We start from the raw sequence: 16,086 nt of genomic DNA, 5'->3' as shown, positions 1-16,086 counted from the left end.
ATGCTCACCGACGAGTACGAAGAGCTGCGCAAGACCGTCGAGGCGTTCGCCCGCGAGGTGGTCGCGCCCGTGATCGGGGACTTCTACGAGCGCGAGGAGTTCCCGTACGACATCGTGCGGCAGATGGGCGCGATGGGGCTGTTCGGCCTGCCCATCCCCGAGGAGTACGGCGGCATGGGCGGCGACTACTTCGCTCTCTGCCTGGCCCTGGAGGAGCTGGCCAGGGTCGACTCCAGCGTCGCCATCACCCTGGAGGCGGCGGTCTCCCTCGGCGCGATGCCGATCTACCGGTTCGGCTCGGCCGAGCAGCGCCGTACGTGGCTGCCCAAGCTCGCCTCGGGCGAGATGCTGGGCGCGTTCGGGCTGACCGAGCCGGGCGGCGGGTCCGACGTGCCCGGCGGGATGCGCACCACGGCCGTGCTCGACGGCGACGAATGGGTGATCAACGGCACGAAGTCGTTCATCACCAACTCCGGCACCGACATCACCGGCGTCGTCGGCGTGGCCGCGCTCACCGGGCTCACCGGCGAGCGCGAGATCTCCACCATCCTCGTGCCGAGCGGCACGCCGGGGTTCGCGGTGTCGAAGAAGTACTCCAAGGTCGGCTGGAACGCCTCCGACACCCGCGAGCTGTCCTTCACCGACTGCCGCGTGCCCGCCGCGAACCTGCTCGGCGAGCGCGGCCGCGGTTACGCCCAGTTCCTGCGCACCCTCGACGAGGGCCGCGTCGCCATCGCCGCGCTCGGCGTCGGCCTGGCACAGGGCTGCGTGGACGAATGCCTCAAGTACGTCAGGGACCGCAAGGCGTTCGGCCACCCCATCGGCCACTACCAGGCCATCCAGTTCAAGATCGCCGACATGGAGGCCCGCGCCCACAGCGCCCGCCTCGCCTACTACCACGCCGCACAGAAGATGCTCGCGGGCGAGCCGTTCAAGAAGGAGGCGGCGATCGCCAAGCTCGTCTCCTCCAACGCCGCCATGGACAACTCCCGCGACGCAACCCAGGTGTTCGGCGGCTACGGCTTCATGAACGAGTTCCCCGTCGGCCGCTTCTACCGCGACGCCAAGGTGCTGGAGATCGGCGAGGGCACCAGCGAGGTGCAGCGCATGCTCATCGCCCGTCAGCTCGGACTCGGTGACCTGTGACCTGCCGCGCCCGTTTCATCCCGGCACGAAAAGCGGGGAAACGTCAAGCATGGGTTTGCGCAGGCGACGACCGACGATCTAGGGTCGATGCTCATGACGGCTGACGATCTTCTCATCAGGAGAGCGGAGAAAGCGGACGCCGACGAGGTGTTCGCGCTGGCCCGCGAGTTCGGCCTGACCTTCAGGCCCGAGCGCGAGGCCTTCGACGCCGCGCTGCCCGCGCTGCTGGCCAACGACGACGCCCTGCTGCTCGCGGCCGTCGTCAACGGGCGCGTGCGCGGCTACCTGCTCGGCTTCGTCCACCTCACTCTCTTCGCCAACGGGCCGGTCGCCTGGGTGGAGGAGGCCATGGTGCAGTCGGGCTCCCGGCGGCAGGGCATCGGGCGCTCGCTGCTGGAGGAGTTCGAGCGGTGGGCACGCTCCCGCGAGGCCGGCTACGTCGCGATGGCCACGCGGCGGGCGCCGGAGTTCTACCACGCGCTGGGCTACGAGGCGTCGGCCACGTTCTTCCGCAAGGTGCTGCGATAGGGGCTACCTGGCGGGCGATTCTGTCGGCGCCGGGTGGCATGCTGAGGGCGTGAGGATCCACGCCGTGAGCCCGCTGTTCGTCGGGCGCTCCCGCGAGCTCGCCGCCCTCGGCGAGGCCCTGTCCAGGGCGCGCGCCGGCATACCGGCCACCGTGCTCGTCGGCGGCGAGGCGGGGGCCGGCAAGACCCGCCTGATCAACGAGTTCACCGGGCGGCACGCGGGCGACGCCATGGTGCTCGTCGGCGCCTGCCTGGAGCTGGGCACGGAGGGCCTGCCGTTCGCGCCGTTCACCGCCGTGCTGCGCCAGCTCGTCCGCGAGCTGGGCCACGACGCGGTCGCCGCGCTGGTGCCGGGCGGCGACGCGCGCGGGCTCGCCAGGCTGCTGCCCGAGTTCGGCGAGCCGGGCAAAGACGGCGCCGAGGCCAGGGCGCGGCTGTTCGAGCAGGTGCTCGGGCTGCTGGAGCGCCTGGCCGACGAGCGGCCCGTGGTGCTCGTCGTCGAAGACGCCCACTGGGCCGACCGCTCCACCCGCGACCTGCTCACGTTCCTCGTCCGCTACCAGCGCACCGCCGCCCGGGTGCTGCTCGTGGTCACCTACCGCACCGACGAGCTCCACCGCACCCACCCGCTGCGGCCGCTGCTCGCCGAGCTGGGGCGCATCGAGTCGGTCGGCAGGGTCGAGCTGCGCAGGCTCACCCGCAAGGAGGCCGTCGCGCTGGCCGTCGGCATGCTGGAGCGCGAGCCGTCCGCGGCCGACATGGACCTCATCTACGCCCGCAGCGAGGGCAACCCGCTGTTCGTCGAGGCGCTGCTCAGCGAGTCGGGGGCGGGCGAGCCGCTGCCCGAGTCGCTGCGCGACCTGCTGCTCGCCGCCGTCGAGCGGCTGCCCGAAGAGACCCAGGAGCTGCTGCGGGTGGCCAGCGCCGGCGGGCAGCGCATTGAGCACGCCCTGCTCAGCGCCGTCGCCGGGCTCGACGACGCCGCCCTGTCGCGCGCGCTGCGCCCGGCCGTGGCCGGCAACGTCCTGGTCGTCGACGGCGAGGGCTACGCCTTCCGCCACGCCCTCATCCGCGAGGCACTCCACGACGACCTGCTGCCCGGCGAGCACACCCGCCTGCACACCCGCTACGCCGAGGCCCTCGAGCACGACCTGTCGATCCTGCCCGCCCCGCGCGGCGCCATCGAGCTGGCCCACCACTGGCACTCCGCCCACGACTCCACCTGGGCGCTGGTCAGCGCCTGGCACGCGGCCGCCGCCGCCCGCAAGTCCACCGCCTACGACGAGCAGCTGCGCATGCTATCCCGCGTGCTGGAGCTGTGGGACCAGGTGCCCGACGCGGCCGAGCGCATCGGCGCCGACCGGCTCGACGTGCTCAGGGTGACCGCCGTCGTCGCCCACCTGGCCGGCGAGTTCGAGCGCGGCATCGCCGTGTCCAGCGCCGCGCTCGACGAGCTGGCCCGCGACCCCGGGCTCGAGGCCGACCCGGTCAGGGCCGTCATGCTGCTGCGCCAGCGCGGCCACACCCGCTACGACCTCGGCCGCCCCGGCTTCCTCGACGACCTGCGCAGGGCCGCCGAGCTCGTCCCCGACGACCAGCCGCTGCTGCGCGGCAGGGTGCTGGAGTCGCTGGCCCGCATGCTCCACGGCCCGGCCACCCGGGCCGAGCGCGCGGCCACGGCCAGGGCCGCCATGGAGATCGGTCGCACCCTGGGTCATGCCGGCATCGAGGCCCACGCCATCATCGACCTCGCCTGGGGGCTGACCGACTACTCCGACATGGAGCCGCAGCTCCAGGCGTTCGCCGAGGCCCGGCAGATCGCCGCGCGCGGTGAGGTCTTCAGCGCGCTCATGCGCTGCGCGATCTCCGAGTCCGACGCGCTCGAAGGCGCGGGCCGGCACGAGCAGGCCGCCAAAGTGGCGAGGGAGGGCATCGAGGAGTCCCTGCACTACGGGCTGGCCCGCACGTCCGGCGCGTTCCTGTCGATCAACCTGGCCGAGCCGCTGGTCTCGCTCGGGCGGTGGGACGAGGCGCTCCAGGTGATCGACCACGCCCTCGACCTCGCGCCGCCCGCCCCCTACGCCGCCAGCCTGCGCGGGTTCACCACCGACATCGCGCTCGCGCGGGGCGACCACGACCGGGCCGCCCGCCTGCTCGACTCCGCCCGCCGCGTCCTGGCCCGCGGCGCCCACCGCGACCAGCACGTCCTGCCGCATCTGCGCAGGGAGGTGCTGGCGCTCATGTGCCGCGGGCAGCTCGGGGAGGCGGTGGCGGCGGCGCTGCGCGGCATGGAGGGCGAAGACCTCATCAACGGCCCCCGCTACGCCTGGCCTGTTGTGACCACCTTCGGGCGACTCGTCCGCATGGCGGTGCCCGCCTCACGCCTGCTCGATGCGATCACGGATGATGCGCTGAGCGGGTCCGATGGGGGTGGCGCGCCGGGCTCTGGGGTGGCTCAGGGTGAGGCGCTCGTGGATCAGGCGCTGGTGTTGCTGCGGCGGCTGCGGGCGCTCGGGCGTGAGCTCGGGTGCGAGGGCCTGCTGCAGGAGGCGCATCGGCTCACCTTCATCGCGCTGACCGGCCCGGAGAAGCCCTGGGACGAGGGGGTCGAGCCGGCCGCGTGGCATTTCGCGGCCTGGGAGCAGGCGGTGGAGGCGTGGGCGGCGTTGCGGCAGCCGTACGCGGAGGCGCAGTGCCTGCTGGCGGCCGGACAGGCGGCGCTCGCGTGCGGCGCCCGCCAGGAGGCCGCCACCCGGCTCGCCCGGGCCCGCACGCTGGCCCGCGACCTGGGCGTCACACCGCTGCTCGAACAACTCGACGTACTCGGCCGCCGCGCCAGGATCGGCGGCTCCGACGAGGCCACCGACACCCAGCCGCTGGGCCTGACCGCACGCGAGCTGGAGGTCCTGCGCGAGGTGACGAACGGCCGCAGCAACCGCGAGATCGCGGAGGACCTGGTCATCTCGATCAAGACGGTGAGCGTGCACGTCTCCAACATCCTCGCCAAACTCGGCGTCGCCACCCGAGGCGAAGCCGCCGCCACCGCCCACCGCCTCCACCTCTTCGACTAGCTCCGCAGGAGGTTTGGCCTCGGTGCCGGGGGTGGTGTCGGTCGGGCGTCCTCTTCCGTGCCGCTGCTGTCGCCGATTCGGCCTTTCTCGTCCTTGTTCGACGGGTCGGCCGGGTGCCTTGGGTGGGCGTGTGGGGGCACGGCTTCGGTGTTCTGCGGCTTGCCCTTTGCCTTTCCGGGTGGTGGTCAGCCGGTTAGCTGGGCTTCCAGGCGGTAGCCGTCCACTGTGACGTAGACCTGGTCGCCGGGGCGGGCGTTCAGGCGCATCAGTACCGGCTGGAGGGAGTCGAAGACGGGCTGGTGGCCCTGCCAGACCAGGACGATGGCGTTGTCGCCGGGGCCCGTGACCGACAGCAGGGTGCCGGGGCGCATGCCGAGCTGGGCGGCGTAGCCTTCCGGGACCGGCACCGGGCCGCCCCTGAGGTGTTCCGGGGTGACCTCGATGCGTTGCCAGCGGCGCGGGTCGGACGACGGGCTGGGCAGCGGCGGGGGAGGTGTGGGCGGCGTCCCGGCCAGGGTGCCGGAGAGCATGGGCGAGCGGCCGCCCGACAGCGCCGACAGGGTGGCCAGCGCGGCCGACGGGTCGATCGAGCTGGCCGCGGCGGGCGGGATGGGCTGGCCGCCGCGGTGGTGGTGGCCGTTCGCGCCCGGCGTGCGGCGGGGCAGCGGCTGGGCCGGGCTGGGGGCCGCGGCCGCGGCGTCGCGGCTGGTCTCCGGGGGCAGGGCGTCGAGCCACGCCTTGGCGGAGTGGGCGCGGATGCCCAGCTCGCTCATGAGCTCGACGACGTCCGCGTCGGGCGGGGCCGAGGCGAGGAGCTGCCGCGTACGCGCCTGGAGACCGTACATGTCGCCGACGACCAGCCAGCCGTCCTGGAGGCGGCGGTCCGGCATGAGCGTCACCAGGACCCGCCACAGCGGCGTACGCAGCGATGGGACCGTCACCGGGTGGGCCGGGTCGGCGCCGATCAGCTGATCCTCGGTGGCCGCCGCGCCCAGCCACTCCGTCAGCCGGAACATGTGCCCGGTGACCGGCGCGGACTCGGAGGAGCGCAGCCACTGCAGGACGCGTTCCTCGGCGGTGCGCTGGGCCAGCGAGAGCGCCTCGCGTTCGACGAGCATCTTGTGGGCGAGCGTACGCAGGCTCACCGGGTCCTCGGCGAACAGCCGGTGCTGGGCCACGGCCAGCTCCAGCTTGTCGAGGTTGCGGAAGAGGTTGTCCACGACCCTGACCATGGCGTGGTCCGGGTCGTGAGGGACGGGGCCGGAGCCCGCGTAGGCGGGCGTGCCCTTCCCCGGGACGGACGTGTTCGTGCCCGGCACGGCGGTGTTCGCGCCAGAACCGGGGCCGGGGCCGTTCGCACCCGAGCCCGGGCCGTTCGCGCCGGATCCGGGGGCGTTCGCGCCCGAGCCCGGTGCGTTGGTGCCGGATCCGGGGGCGTTCGCGCCGGGAATCGCCGGGAGGGAGCCCGTTCCGGGGCCGCCCGCGCCCATTCCGGGTCCGCCGCCCGCGCCGGGTCCGCCGCCCGTTCCGGGGCCGCCCGTGTTCGCTCCGCCTGTGCTGCCGGCGCCTGCGGGGGTCGCTGCGCTGCCGGGGCCGCCGGGCAGCCCGTTGCCGGGGGCGCCGGGCATGCCGTTGCCCGCGCCGGCTGCAGCGGAGCCGGTGTCCTGGCGGCCGGACTGGGGGCCGGTGGGGCGTTGCGGGAGGCGGTCCTGCTGACCTGGGCGCTGGGGCAGGCCCTCGCCCGCGAAGCCCTGGCGGGCCGCGCCGCCCTGCTGACCGCCGGGGTACGCGCCGCCCTGACCGGGGAGCGCGCCGTTCTGGCCGGGGACTGCGGGGTCCTGCCCGGCGGGCGAGCCGCCCTGCTGCGCCCCAGGCGCGCCGTCCGAGGCGGCCGGGAAGCTGCCCGTCTGGCGGGAGCCGGGCGCGCCGTCGGAGGCGGCCGGGAAGTTGCCGGTCTGCCGGGGGCCGGGGGCGCCGTCGGGGTTTGCGGCGAAGCTGCCGGTTTGAGGGGAGCCGGAGGCGTCGGGGACCGCTGGGAAGGAGCCCGTCTGGCGGGGGCCGGGTGCGCCCTCGGGGAAGGTGCCGGGGCGGCGCTGCTGGCCGCCGTCGGCGGGCGCGCCGGGGAAGGCACCCGGCTGGGACACCGCCGGGAAAGAACCGGTCGAACGCGCCCCGGGCGGAACGGGGAAGGAGCCGCTCGTGCGCGAGTCGGCCCTCTGGGCGGGGGGCGAGCCGGTGCCGGGCTGCCCGTCGGAGGCGCCGGGGACGTTACCGGCCTGTCCAGAGCCGGGGGCGCTGTCAGAAGCGGCCGGGAAACCGCCGGATTGGCGGGAACCGGGCGCGCCGTCGGAGGGTGCGGGGAAGCCGCCGGTTTGCCGCGACCCTGGGGAGCCGTCAGAGGCGGCCGGGAAGCTGCCGGTCTGTCGGGGGCCGGGGGCGCCGTCGGGGTTTGCGGCGAAGCTGCCGGTCTGGGGGGAGCCGGAGGCGTCGGGGACCGCTGGGAAGGAGCCCGTCTGACGGGAGCCGGGGGTGGCGTCGGCGAAAGTGCCGGTCCGGCGGGGGCCATCCGACACAGCCGGGAAGGAGCCCGTCTGGCGCGAGCCGGGGGTGCCCTCGGGGAAGGTGCCGGGGCGTTGCGGGTCGCCGTCGGCGGGCGCGCCGGGGTAGGAGCCGCCCGGACGCTGGGGCAGGGGGCCGTTCTGGGTGCCGGAGCCGGCGAAGGAGCCGCCCGCCGGGGACTGGCCTTCCTGCGCGGCGAACGGGCCGCTCTGGCCGCTCGCTGGGGGCTGGCCGCCCTGTGCGGCGAAGGGGCCGCTTGTCTGGGGGCGGCCGGTGGTGGTGTCGATGGGTGCGGGGAGCGGGCCGGAGGGGCCACCGGCGCCGGCCTGGGCTGCCAGCGGTTGTGCGGCCGGGTCGCCCTGCGCGGGGAAGGGACCGGACTCCGGTACCGGGAACGCGCCCGACGGTACGCCCTGGCCGCGTTGGAGCGGCCGGGTGACCTCGGGGTGGCCGCCCGCGACCCCCGGGACGCCGGCGGCGCCAGGAGCGGCGCCGGACGCGTCGGGCTGGGCCGGGATGCGGCCGAGGATCTCGCGGAAGACCGAGCCGATGACGACCTCGGGCGTGGCCGACGGAGTGCCGAGGTCGCTCGGGGACAGCCGGCGCAGCCGCTGCCAGCCGCCGAGACCGGTGATCGCCGTACGGGTCGCGTCGGGCCAGCCCGGCAGCGCGGGGTCGATGTGGTGGACCGTCAGCGCGGGCAGCAGGTCGGACAGGGGGAGGTGGTCCCAGCGGGAGGAGGCGAGCCGGGCGAGGCGCTCGCAGATCCAGTCGAGCCCCGTCATGCCGAGGGCCTTGGGCAGCGGCAGGGAGTGCCACCATCCGGCGGGCAGGCGTGGGTCGCCCAACGCCTCGGCCACCTGCTGGGGCCGGCTCCATCGCAGCGCAGGGACCAGGTCGCTCAGGCAGATCGATGACTCGACTTCCATCGGCGGACCTTATCCTCCCCAGTGAGCCGCGTGTGCTGCCCGTAACGCATGTGGCTAATGGTGCAGCCTACGCGGCAAGCTATCAATCAGTGTGAATAGGGTAAAGACGGTTCAGATCCAAACCGTACCGTGGACGGCCGCCCACCTGGGCCACACATGCGGCACCGGCACGGCAACCCACCTCCAGAGCCGCCCGCGTCCCGGCGCCGCGCAGCGTCGCGGCGATGAACCCGGCGGCGAAGGCGTCACCTGCGCCCGTCGAGTCCACGACCTCAGCGGATCGGCCCTCGGCCGTCGCCACCACCTCACCGTCTCGCGCGGCCAGCGCCCCCTCCGCGCCGAGTTTCACGACCGCTGTGCCATATCTCTCACTCAAGAGTACGGCCGCACGCTCGGCCGATGTCACCCCGGTGAGCAGAAGCGCCTCGTCGAGGTTGGGCAGGATCAGCTCGGCGGCGGCTGTCGCCTGCATGAAACGTTCGACGCCGAAGTCGCGCAGCGGCCCCGTGGAGGCCGGGTCCACGCTCACCGTGATGCCCGCCGCCACGGCGTCGGCCATGGCGCGGGCGGCCAGGCGCAGGCCGGGTTCGGCGAACAGGACGTACCCCGACAGATGCAGCCGACCGACGCCGTCGAGCAGCGCCGGGTCCCAGTCGTCCTCGGAGATCAGGTCACCGGCGCCGCGGTTGGTGAGCATCGAGCGTTCGCCGCTCTTGTCCACCATGGCGATCACCACGGCGGTGGGATGGTCGGGGTCCACGGAGAAGTGGGGCTGGACGCCCGTGTTGATCAGTTCGGTGGCGTGCCACTCGCTGCTGTCGTAGCCGAGCTTGGCCAGCAGGTGCACCTCGGCTCCCAGGCAGGCGGCCCAGGCGGCGGTGTTGGCGCCGGAGCCCCCGGGACGCAGCACGATCTCGGCGGCGGTGTCCTCGCCCGCCAGGACGGGCGAGCCGTGCAGCGCCACGACGTCGGTGACGACGTCGCCGATGATCAGGAGGGCGTCACCGCTCACGATCGGGACCAGGCCAGCGCGATGCGGGCGGCGAGCGCGGCGTTGCCGCGCACGGCGGCCAGGTTGGCCTCCAGGGACGCGCCCTTGGTGCCGTCGACCAGGTAGCCGAGCAGGAACGGGGTGATCGCCTGGCCCTTGACTCCGTCGCGCTCGGCGGCGGCCAGCGCCTCGGCGAGCACCCGGTCGTGCAGCTCGGGGTCGAGCTGCTGCTCCTTGGGCACCGGGTTGGCGACGATCAGGGCCGTCTCGGGGCCGCCGAGCGCGTCCTGGCCGCGCATGACGGCCGCCGCCTCGTCGGCCGTCTCGATCCGCCACTCGATCGGCTGGCCGGAGGAGTGCAGGTAGAAGCCGGGGAAGGTGTCGGTGCGGAACCCGGCCACGCTCACCCCGCGCGTCTCCAGCCGCTGCAGTGTGGCCGGCACGTCGAGGATCGACTTGACGCCCGCGCACACGACCGTGATGCGGGTGCGGGCGAGCGTGTCGAGGTCGGCGGACTCGTCCTGGTCCTCGGTCCAGTGGCGGTGCACGCCGCCCAGGCCGCCGGTGGCGAAGACGCGGATGCCGGCGCGAGCGGCCAGGAACGACGTGGCCGACACGGTGGTCGCGCCGCTCGCCTTCAGCGCCGCCGCCGGCGGCAGGTCGCGCTGGCCCAGCTTGCGCAGGCCCGGCTCGGTGGCGATGCGCTCCAGCTCGACCTCGTTCAGCCCGATGCGGGGCACCCCGTCGAGCACCGCGATCGTGGCGGGGACGGCGCCCTCGGCTCGTACGATGCCCTCCAGTTCGCGCGCCACCTCCAGGTTGCGCGGCTGCGGCAGCCCGTGGGAGATGATCGTGGACTCCAGGGCCACGACCGGCGCTCCGGTCGCCAGGGCCTCGGCGACCTCGTCGGACGGCTGCGGAACGGCGTCGGTGGTGCTGCGCATGGTGAGGCTCGTGCTCCTTCAGTGGTGGTGGCCCTGCGTGTGAGGAACGGCGGCTCTGATGAGATTTGTTCCGAACAGAGCAGCGTACGGGCCCCCTTGCCCGGCCGTCCACTTGAGGACCGCGCGGCCCGTGGCGTCCTGACCGGTATCGGCTTTAAGGTGCGAGGATGAGTGCGTATGACGTGATCGTGGCCGGAGGCGGGCACAACGGGCTGGTGGCGGCGGCGTACCTGGCGCAGGCCGGGCGGCGGGTGCTGGTGCTGGAGCGGCACGAGCACGTCGGCGGCCTGGCGATCTCGGCGCAGGCCTTCCCCGGCGTGGACGTGCGCCTGTCGCGGTACTCCTATCTCGTCAGCCTGCTGCCCTCGAAGATCGCCCGCGATCTCGGGCTCGACCTGGAGCTGCGCCGGCGGCGCTACGCCTCGTACACGCCCAAAGGCGACACGGGGCTGCTCGTGGACAACGAGGACGACCTGCGGACGGCGGCCTCGTTCCGGCACGTGACGGGCGGCGAGTCCGACCACCAGGCGTGGCGGCGCTTCTACGGCATGGTCGCCGAGGTCGCGCGGGTGCTGGCGCCGACCCTGCTGGAGCCGCTGCGCCCGCAGGCCGAGATCGAGCGGATGGTCGGCCCCGAGGCGTGGCGCGACCTGTTCGGGCGGCCGATCGGGGAGAGCGTGGCCGAGCGGTTCGCCGACGACACCGTACGCGGGGTCGTGCTCACCGACGCGCTCATCGGCACCTTCGCCGACCCCGGCACCGACCTGCTGGCCAACCGCTGTTTTCTCTACCACGTGATCGGCGACGGCACCGGCGAGTGGAACGTCCCCGTCGGCGGCATGGGCGCGGTCTCCGGCGCGCTGGAGGCGGCGGCCAGGCGGGCGGGCGCCGAGATCAGGACGGGCGCGGAGATCGTCGGCATCGACCCGTCGGGCGAGGTGACGTTCAGGGACGACGCGGGCGAGCACGCCGTGCGGGGCGGGCACGTGCTGGTCAACCTGCCGCCCGCGGTGCTCGACCGGCTCATGGGCCGGCCCGCGACGGTGCCCGAGGGCGCCCAGCTCAAGGTCAACATGGTGCTGACCCGGCTGCCCCGGCTGAAGGACACGACGGTGGATCCGCGGGCGGCCTTCAGCGGTACGTTCCACATCAACGAGGGACGTGACCAGCTCGCGCGGGCGTACGAGCAGGCGGCCCGCGGTGAGATCCCGGAGCTGCCGCCCGCCGAGGTCTATTGCCACTCGTTGACCGACCCGTCGATCCTGGGCCCCGACCTGCGAGGGCGGGCGGAGACGATGACGCTGTTCGGCCTGCACATGCCCGCCCGCCTTTTCCGGAAAAATCCGGAGAAAGCGCGGAAGATGGCGTTGGATGCCACCTTCGCTTCCATCAACGCCGTCCTCGCCGAGCCGATCGAGGACTGCCTGCTCACCGCCCCCGACGGCACCCCGTGCGTCGAGGCCAAGACCCCCGTGGACCTGGAGATCGACGCGGGCCTGCCCGGCGGCCACATCTTCCACACCGACCTGAGCTGGCCGTACGGGGAAAGCGGCGGCTGGGGCGTGGAGACCGAGCACGAGCGCATCCTGCTCTGCGGCGCCGCCGCCCGCAGGGGCGGCGGCGTGAGCGGCATCGGGGGCCACAACGCCGCCATGGCCCTGCTCACCGCCTGACGCCGCACTCGGCGCGGTCCGGCCGGGAGGGCGGGGTCAGGATGATCGGGCAGGCCGGTGGCACGGCCGGCCAGGCTCAGAGGCCGGCCGGGTCTGGGGCCGATGGCCTTAGAGGCCGGCCGGGCTTGGGGCCGACGGGCTTGAAGGCCGGACGGGCTTGGGGCCGACGGGCTTGGGGCCGATTACGCGCCGGTGACGAGCTTGGTGGCGACGTGGAGCGCCACCTCGTTCAGGTCCGTCTCCGGGTCCGTCTCCGACCCGAACAGGAGCGGCAGGTTGCCGAGGATCACCGCGAGCACCGCCAGCCTGGACTCGAACTGCTTCTCCGCGCTCTCGCCGGGCACGCACAGCAGCGACACCAGCGAGATCACGCACCCGCGCAGGCGTTCGCCCTTCGGGTGGTGCTCCATCGCGCCCTGGTTGACCTGGGCGAACCTGAACAGCGGCCGCCACTGGTCGGAAAGCAGCCCGGAGATCCGCCGCAGGATCTCCAGCCGCGCCTCCGTGGTGGCCGGCTGCTGCCGCCCCCAGGCCACCAGTTCCTCGATCGACTCGACCAGCCGCTCGATCACGCCGGCGAGGATCTCCTCCTTCGTACGGAAGTGGTAGTAGAGCGCCGGCCTGGTGATCTGCAGCCGCTCCGCCACCTCCTGCAGGGAGGTCTTGTCGTATCCGCGCTCGGCGAACAGCTCCAGCGCGACCTGCTGGATCCGCTCTCGTGTGTCCGTCCGCCGCCCTGCCATCTCGCTCCTTCTGTTGACGGCCGTGCCCCCGCATTGTTTACTTTCGCGTAAGTAAGCAATGCGGAGTCCGGCTATTACGGAGCAGACTATGGCGGAAAGCTTCCCTGTCCATCGCACGTGCCCGTTCGCCCCGCCTCCCGAGTACGAGGGCTGGCGCGAGCAGGCCCCCCTCGTCAGAGGCGAGACCTCCCGCGGTGAGGTGTGGCTCGTCACCCGGCACGCCGAGGCCCAGCAGATCCTCGCCGGATCCGGCTTCAGCACCGACCCCCGCACCCCCGGCCACCCCAGCGCCCCCGACACGGCGACCATGACGCCCGAGGAGATCGCCGCCGCCCATCAGATGTCCGTCGGGTTCTTCATCGACCACGACCCGCCCGAGCACACCCGCTTCCGGCGGCTGCTCATCAGCGAGTTCACCGTCCGGCGGGTCAGGGAGATGCGGCCCGGCATCCAGCGGCTGGCCGACGAGCTGCTCGACGACATGATCGCGAAGGGCGACCAGGCCGAGCTGGTGGAGGCGTACGGGCTGGCGCTCCCGTCGCTGGTCATCTGCCGGCTGCTCGGCGTCCCGTACGCCGACCATGACTTCTTCCAGTCCCGCACCAGGATGATGGTGGACGCCGGGGCCGACGAGCGGGCCAGGCGCGCGGCGACGTTCGAGATCAGGTCCTACCTCGCCGACCTCGTCACCGGCGTCGTGGCCGCGCCCAAGGACGACCTGCTCGGCCGGCTGGCCACCGGCGGCAAGCTGACCGCCGAGGAGCTGACCGGGGTGGCCTTCCTGCTGCTCGTCGCCGGTCACGAGACCACGGCGAACATGATCCCGCTGTCGGCGTACACGCTGCTGCGCAACCCGGACCAGCTCGCGGCCCTGCGCGAGAACCCCGACGGCTGGCCCGCCGCGGTCGAGGAGTTGCTGCGCTACCACTCGATCGTCGACTGGGTGGCCTTCGACCGGGTGGCCGTCGAGGACCAGGAGATCGGCGGGCAACTCGTCAGGAAGGGCGAGGGCGTGTACGTGCTCGGCGCGTCGGCCAACAGGGACGAGCGGGCGTTCGAGCGGCCCGACGACTTCGACGTCCAGCGCGGCGCCCGCCACCACGTGGCCTTCGGGTACGGGGTGCACCAGTGCCTCGGCCAGAACCTGGCGCGGGCCGAGCTGGAGATCGCGCTGCGCACGTTGTTCGAGCGGCTGCCCGGGCTGCGCGTCACGGCGCCGGAGGAGGAGATGGATCCCAAGTACGGCAAGGCCATCTTCGGGCTCACCAGGATGCCCGTCGCCTGGTGATCGTCAGGAAACAAAGGTGAGATCGTTCATCCGGTTCTCATGATGACGTCTTACCTTTGGTAAGTATGAGTGAGCCTGCACGTCTGCTGGTGGTCGACGACGAGCCCGCGTTGCGCGAGGCGCTGCAGTCGAGCCTGGAGTTCGAGGGCTACAAGGTCGCCACCGCCGACGACGGTCAGCAGGCACTCGACGCGCTGGCCGCGGAGACGTACGACGCGGTGCTGCTCGACGTGATGATGCCGCGGCTCGACGGGCTCACCGCGTGCCGCAGGCTGCGGTCGTCGGGCAACCACGTGCCCGTCCTCATGCTCACCGCCCGCGACGCCGTCGGCGACCGGGTGTCCGGGCTCGACGCGGGCGCCGACGACTACCTGGTCAAGCCGTTCGAGCTGGACGAGCTGCTGGCCCGGGTGCGCGCGCTGCTGCGGCGGGCCGCGATCAGCACGGGCACGCCGGAAGGTGACACGCTCACCTACGGCGACCTGCGCATGGACCAGGCCACCAGAGAGGTCACCCGCGGCGAGCGCAGGCTCGACCTGACCCGCACCGAATACCTGCTGATGGAGCTGTTCCTCGCGCACCCGCGCCAGGTGCTGACCCGCGACCAGATACTCAGCGAGGTGTGGGGCTTCGACTTCGAGCCGACCTCCAACTCGCTCGACGTCTACGTCATGTACCTTCGGCGCAAGACCGAGGCCGGCGGCGAGCCGCGAGTGATCCACACCGTGCGCGGGGTGGGGTACGTCCTGCGGAACTCCCCATGAGCAGGCGCACGAGCACGATGCGGTCCCGTCTGGCCGCGCTCTCCAGGCGGGGCAGCCTGCGCACGCGGCTGACGCTGCTCGTCACGGTCGCCGTGGCGGTGGCCATCGCGACGTGCGCCGGCCTGTCCTACTACATCGTGCAGCAGCGGCTGCGCAGCAACCTCGACATGAGCATCGTGGAGTCGCTGAAGGACAGCGACCGCGACTACCTCAAGCACCACTGCACCGAGCAGGGCACACAGGGCATGTTCGACGGCATGGCGACGCTGCTGCGCTCCGACGGCACCACCTGCTCGATCGGGCCGCCCATCGTGCCCGTGTACGACAAGGACTCCGAGGCGTTCGAGCCGTGCGAGCCGGTCTACCGCGACGGCCACACCAGCGACGGCACGCCGGTCCGGGTGGTGGCGCTCAACTTCGACAAGGGCGTGGCCGTGATGGAGGCCAGGCCGATGTGGTGGGTCAGCAACACGCTGCGGCGCTCGGCGCTCATGCTGAGCGGCATCACCGCGCTCGGCGTCATCGGCGCGGCGTGGGCCGGGCTCGTGATCTCGCGGGCCGCGCTGCGCCCGGTCGGCGAGCTGACCAAGGCGGTCGAGCACATCGCCCAGACCGAGGACCTCGGCACCCGCATCCCCGTCACCGGCAACGACGAGATCGCCCGCCTGTCGTCGTCGTTCAACGCCATGACGGCCGCGCTGGCCGGGTCGAGAGAGCGGCAGAAGCAGCTCGTCGCCGACGCGGGCCACGAGCTGCGCACGCCGCTCACCACCCTGCGCACCAACATCGACCTGCTGCTGCGCAGCGAGCAGACCGGCCGCAGCCTCGACCCGGCCGCCAAGGAACGCCTGCTGGTCAACGTCAAGGCGCAGTTCGCCGAGCTGTCCACGCTGGTCGCCGACCTGCTCCAGCTCGCCAGGGGCGACAACGACCACGAGCCGCACGTCGAGCTGGCCCTGCACGAGGTGGTCACCGCGGCGGTCGAGCGGGCCAGGTTGCGCGGCGCCGAGGTCAGCACCGACCTGCGGCCCTGGTACCTCGTGGGCAACGCCGCCTCTCTGGAACGTGCCGTGCTCAACCTCATGGACAACGCGGCCAAGTTCAGCCCCGGCGGCCAGATCGAGGTGCGGCTGCTCCACGGGCGGCTGACCGTCCGCGACCACGGGCCGGGCTTGCCGGAGGAGGAGCTGCCGCACGTCTTCGAACGCTTCTGGCGCTCGCCCTCCGCCCGCGGCCTGCCCGGCTCGGGGCTGGGCCTCGCGATCGTCAAGCAGGCCGTCGAGGAGGCGGGCGGCACGGTACGCCTGGGCAACGCGCCCGGTGGCGGCGCGATAGCGATCATGGAGCTGCCCGGGAGTCACGTACGCCGGTCCGCGTCCTGAGGACGGCCCCTCGGGGTTGACAGCGCACGAAGGGCGGCCCGGGAGGGCCGGCCGGACGCGGTGGTCAGG

General features: G+C 73.2%; 11 protein-coding genes. 7 read left to right on the top strand and 4 right to left on the bottom strand.

Annotation, left to right across the window (positions count from 1 at the left end):
- From AB0K12_RS07235 to AB0K12_RS07225, 3 genes are all read left to right on the top strand, one after another.
- Nucleotides 1-1,146 (top strand): acyl-CoA dehydrogenase family protein, encoded by a 1,146-nt coding sequence (locus AB0K12_RS07235; RefSeq protein ID WP_364556391.1) that lies wholly within the window; start codon nucleotides 1-3, stop codon nucleotides 1,144-1,146.
- A 93-nt stretch (nucleotides 1,147-1,239) separates the two neighbouring features.
- Nucleotides 1,240-1,674: a GNAT family N-acetyltransferase gene (locus tag AB0K12_RS07230; RefSeq protein ID WP_364556390.1), complete on the top strand. Its 435-nt coding sequence runs from the start codon at nucleotides 1,240-1,242 to the stop codon at nucleotides 1,672-1,674.
- Between the two features lie 49 nt (nucleotides 1,675-1,723).
- Nucleotides 1,724-4,744 carry an AAA family ATPase gene (locus AB0K12_RS07225; RefSeq protein WP_364556388.1) on the top strand — a complete coding sequence of 1,007 codons (3,021 nt, stop codon included), beginning with the start codon at nucleotides 1,724-1,726 and terminating at the stop codon, nucleotides 4,742-4,744.
- A 185-nt stretch (nucleotides 4,745-4,929) separates the two neighbouring features.
- Here the strand turns inward: AB0K12_RS07225 and AB0K12_RS07220 are convergent, their stop codons facing one another.
- From AB0K12_RS07220 to AB0K12_RS07210, 3 genes are all read right to left on the bottom strand, one after another.
- Nucleotides 4,930-8,232, bottom strand: a complete 3,303-nt coding sequence (locus tag AB0K12_RS07220; RefSeq protein WP_364556387.1) for a hypothetical protein — start codon at nucleotides 8,230-8,232, stop codon at nucleotides 4,930-4,932.
- An 82-nt stretch (nucleotides 8,233-8,314) separates the two neighbouring features.
- Nucleotides 8,315-9,244, bottom strand: coding sequence for a sugar kinase (locus AB0K12_RS07215; RefSeq protein ID WP_355428461.1), 930 nt, complete (start codon nucleotides 9,242-9,244; stop codon nucleotides 8,315-8,317).
- Nucleotides 9,241-10,167 carry a pseudouridine-5'-phosphate glycosidase gene (locus tag AB0K12_RS07210; RefSeq protein ID WP_364556385.1) on the bottom strand — a complete coding sequence of 309 codons (927 nt, stop codon included), beginning with the start codon at nucleotides 10,165-10,167 and terminating at the stop codon, nucleotides 9,241-9,243. The genes AB0K12_RS07215 and AB0K12_RS07210 overlap by 4 nt, the downstream gene beginning before the upstream one ends.
- Before the next feature lie 167 nt (nucleotides 10,168-10,334).
- On the opposite strand from AB0K12_RS07210, the gene AB0K12_RS07205 reads away from it, so the two are divergent.
- Nucleotides 10,335-11,840 (top strand): NAD(P)/FAD-dependent oxidoreductase, encoded by a 1,506-nt coding sequence (locus AB0K12_RS07205; protein WP_364556383.1) that lies wholly within the window; start codon nucleotides 10,335-10,337, stop codon nucleotides 11,838-11,840.
- A 182-nt stretch (nucleotides 11,841-12,022) separates the two neighbouring features.
- Here AB0K12_RS07205 and AB0K12_RS07200 read toward each other — a convergent pair whose 3' ends face one another.
- Nucleotides 12,023-12,583, bottom strand: coding sequence for a TetR/AcrR family transcriptional regulator (locus AB0K12_RS07200; RefSeq protein ID WP_364556382.1), 561 nt, complete (start codon nucleotides 12,581-12,583; stop codon nucleotides 12,023-12,025).
- Nucleotides 12,584-12,671: 88 nt separating this feature from the next.
- Here AB0K12_RS07200 and AB0K12_RS07195 point away from each other — a divergent pair, with 88 nt between their 5' ends.
- The 3 genes from AB0K12_RS07195 (at nucleotide 12,672) to AB0K12_RS07185 (ending at nucleotide 16,017) form a co-directional block, all read left to right on the top strand.
- Entirely contained in the window at nucleotides 12,672-13,871 is a 1,200-nt protein-coding gene (locus AB0K12_RS07195) for a cytochrome P450 (RefSeq protein ID WP_364556380.1), read from the top strand.
- Nucleotides 13,872-13,936: 65 nt separating this feature from the next.
- Complete coding sequence (locus tag AB0K12_RS07190; RefSeq protein WP_364556378.1) at nucleotides 13,937-14,635, top strand: response regulator transcription factor; 699 nt, start codon at nucleotides 13,937-13,939, stop codon at nucleotides 14,633-14,635.
- Nucleotides 14,632-16,017 carry a HAMP domain-containing sensor histidine kinase gene (locus AB0K12_RS07185; protein ID WP_364556376.1) on the top strand — a complete coding sequence of 462 codons (1,386 nt, stop codon included), beginning with the start codon at nucleotides 14,632-14,634 and terminating at the stop codon, nucleotides 16,015-16,017. The genes AB0K12_RS07190 and AB0K12_RS07185 overlap by 4 nt, the downstream gene beginning before the upstream one ends.
- The last annotated feature ends 69 nt before the right edge of the window (nucleotides 16,018-16,086 follow it).

The sequence above is a fragment of the Nonomuraea sp. NPDC049419 genome, assembly GCF_040676995.1.
In the GTDB taxonomy this organism is placed as follows: Bacteria; Actinomycetota; Actinomycetes; order Streptosporangiales; family Streptosporangiaceae; genus Nonomuraea; species Nonomuraea salmonea.
The sequence above is the reverse complement of the archived record's forward strand: the minus strand, read 5'-3'. Positions and strand labels throughout refer to the sequence as shown.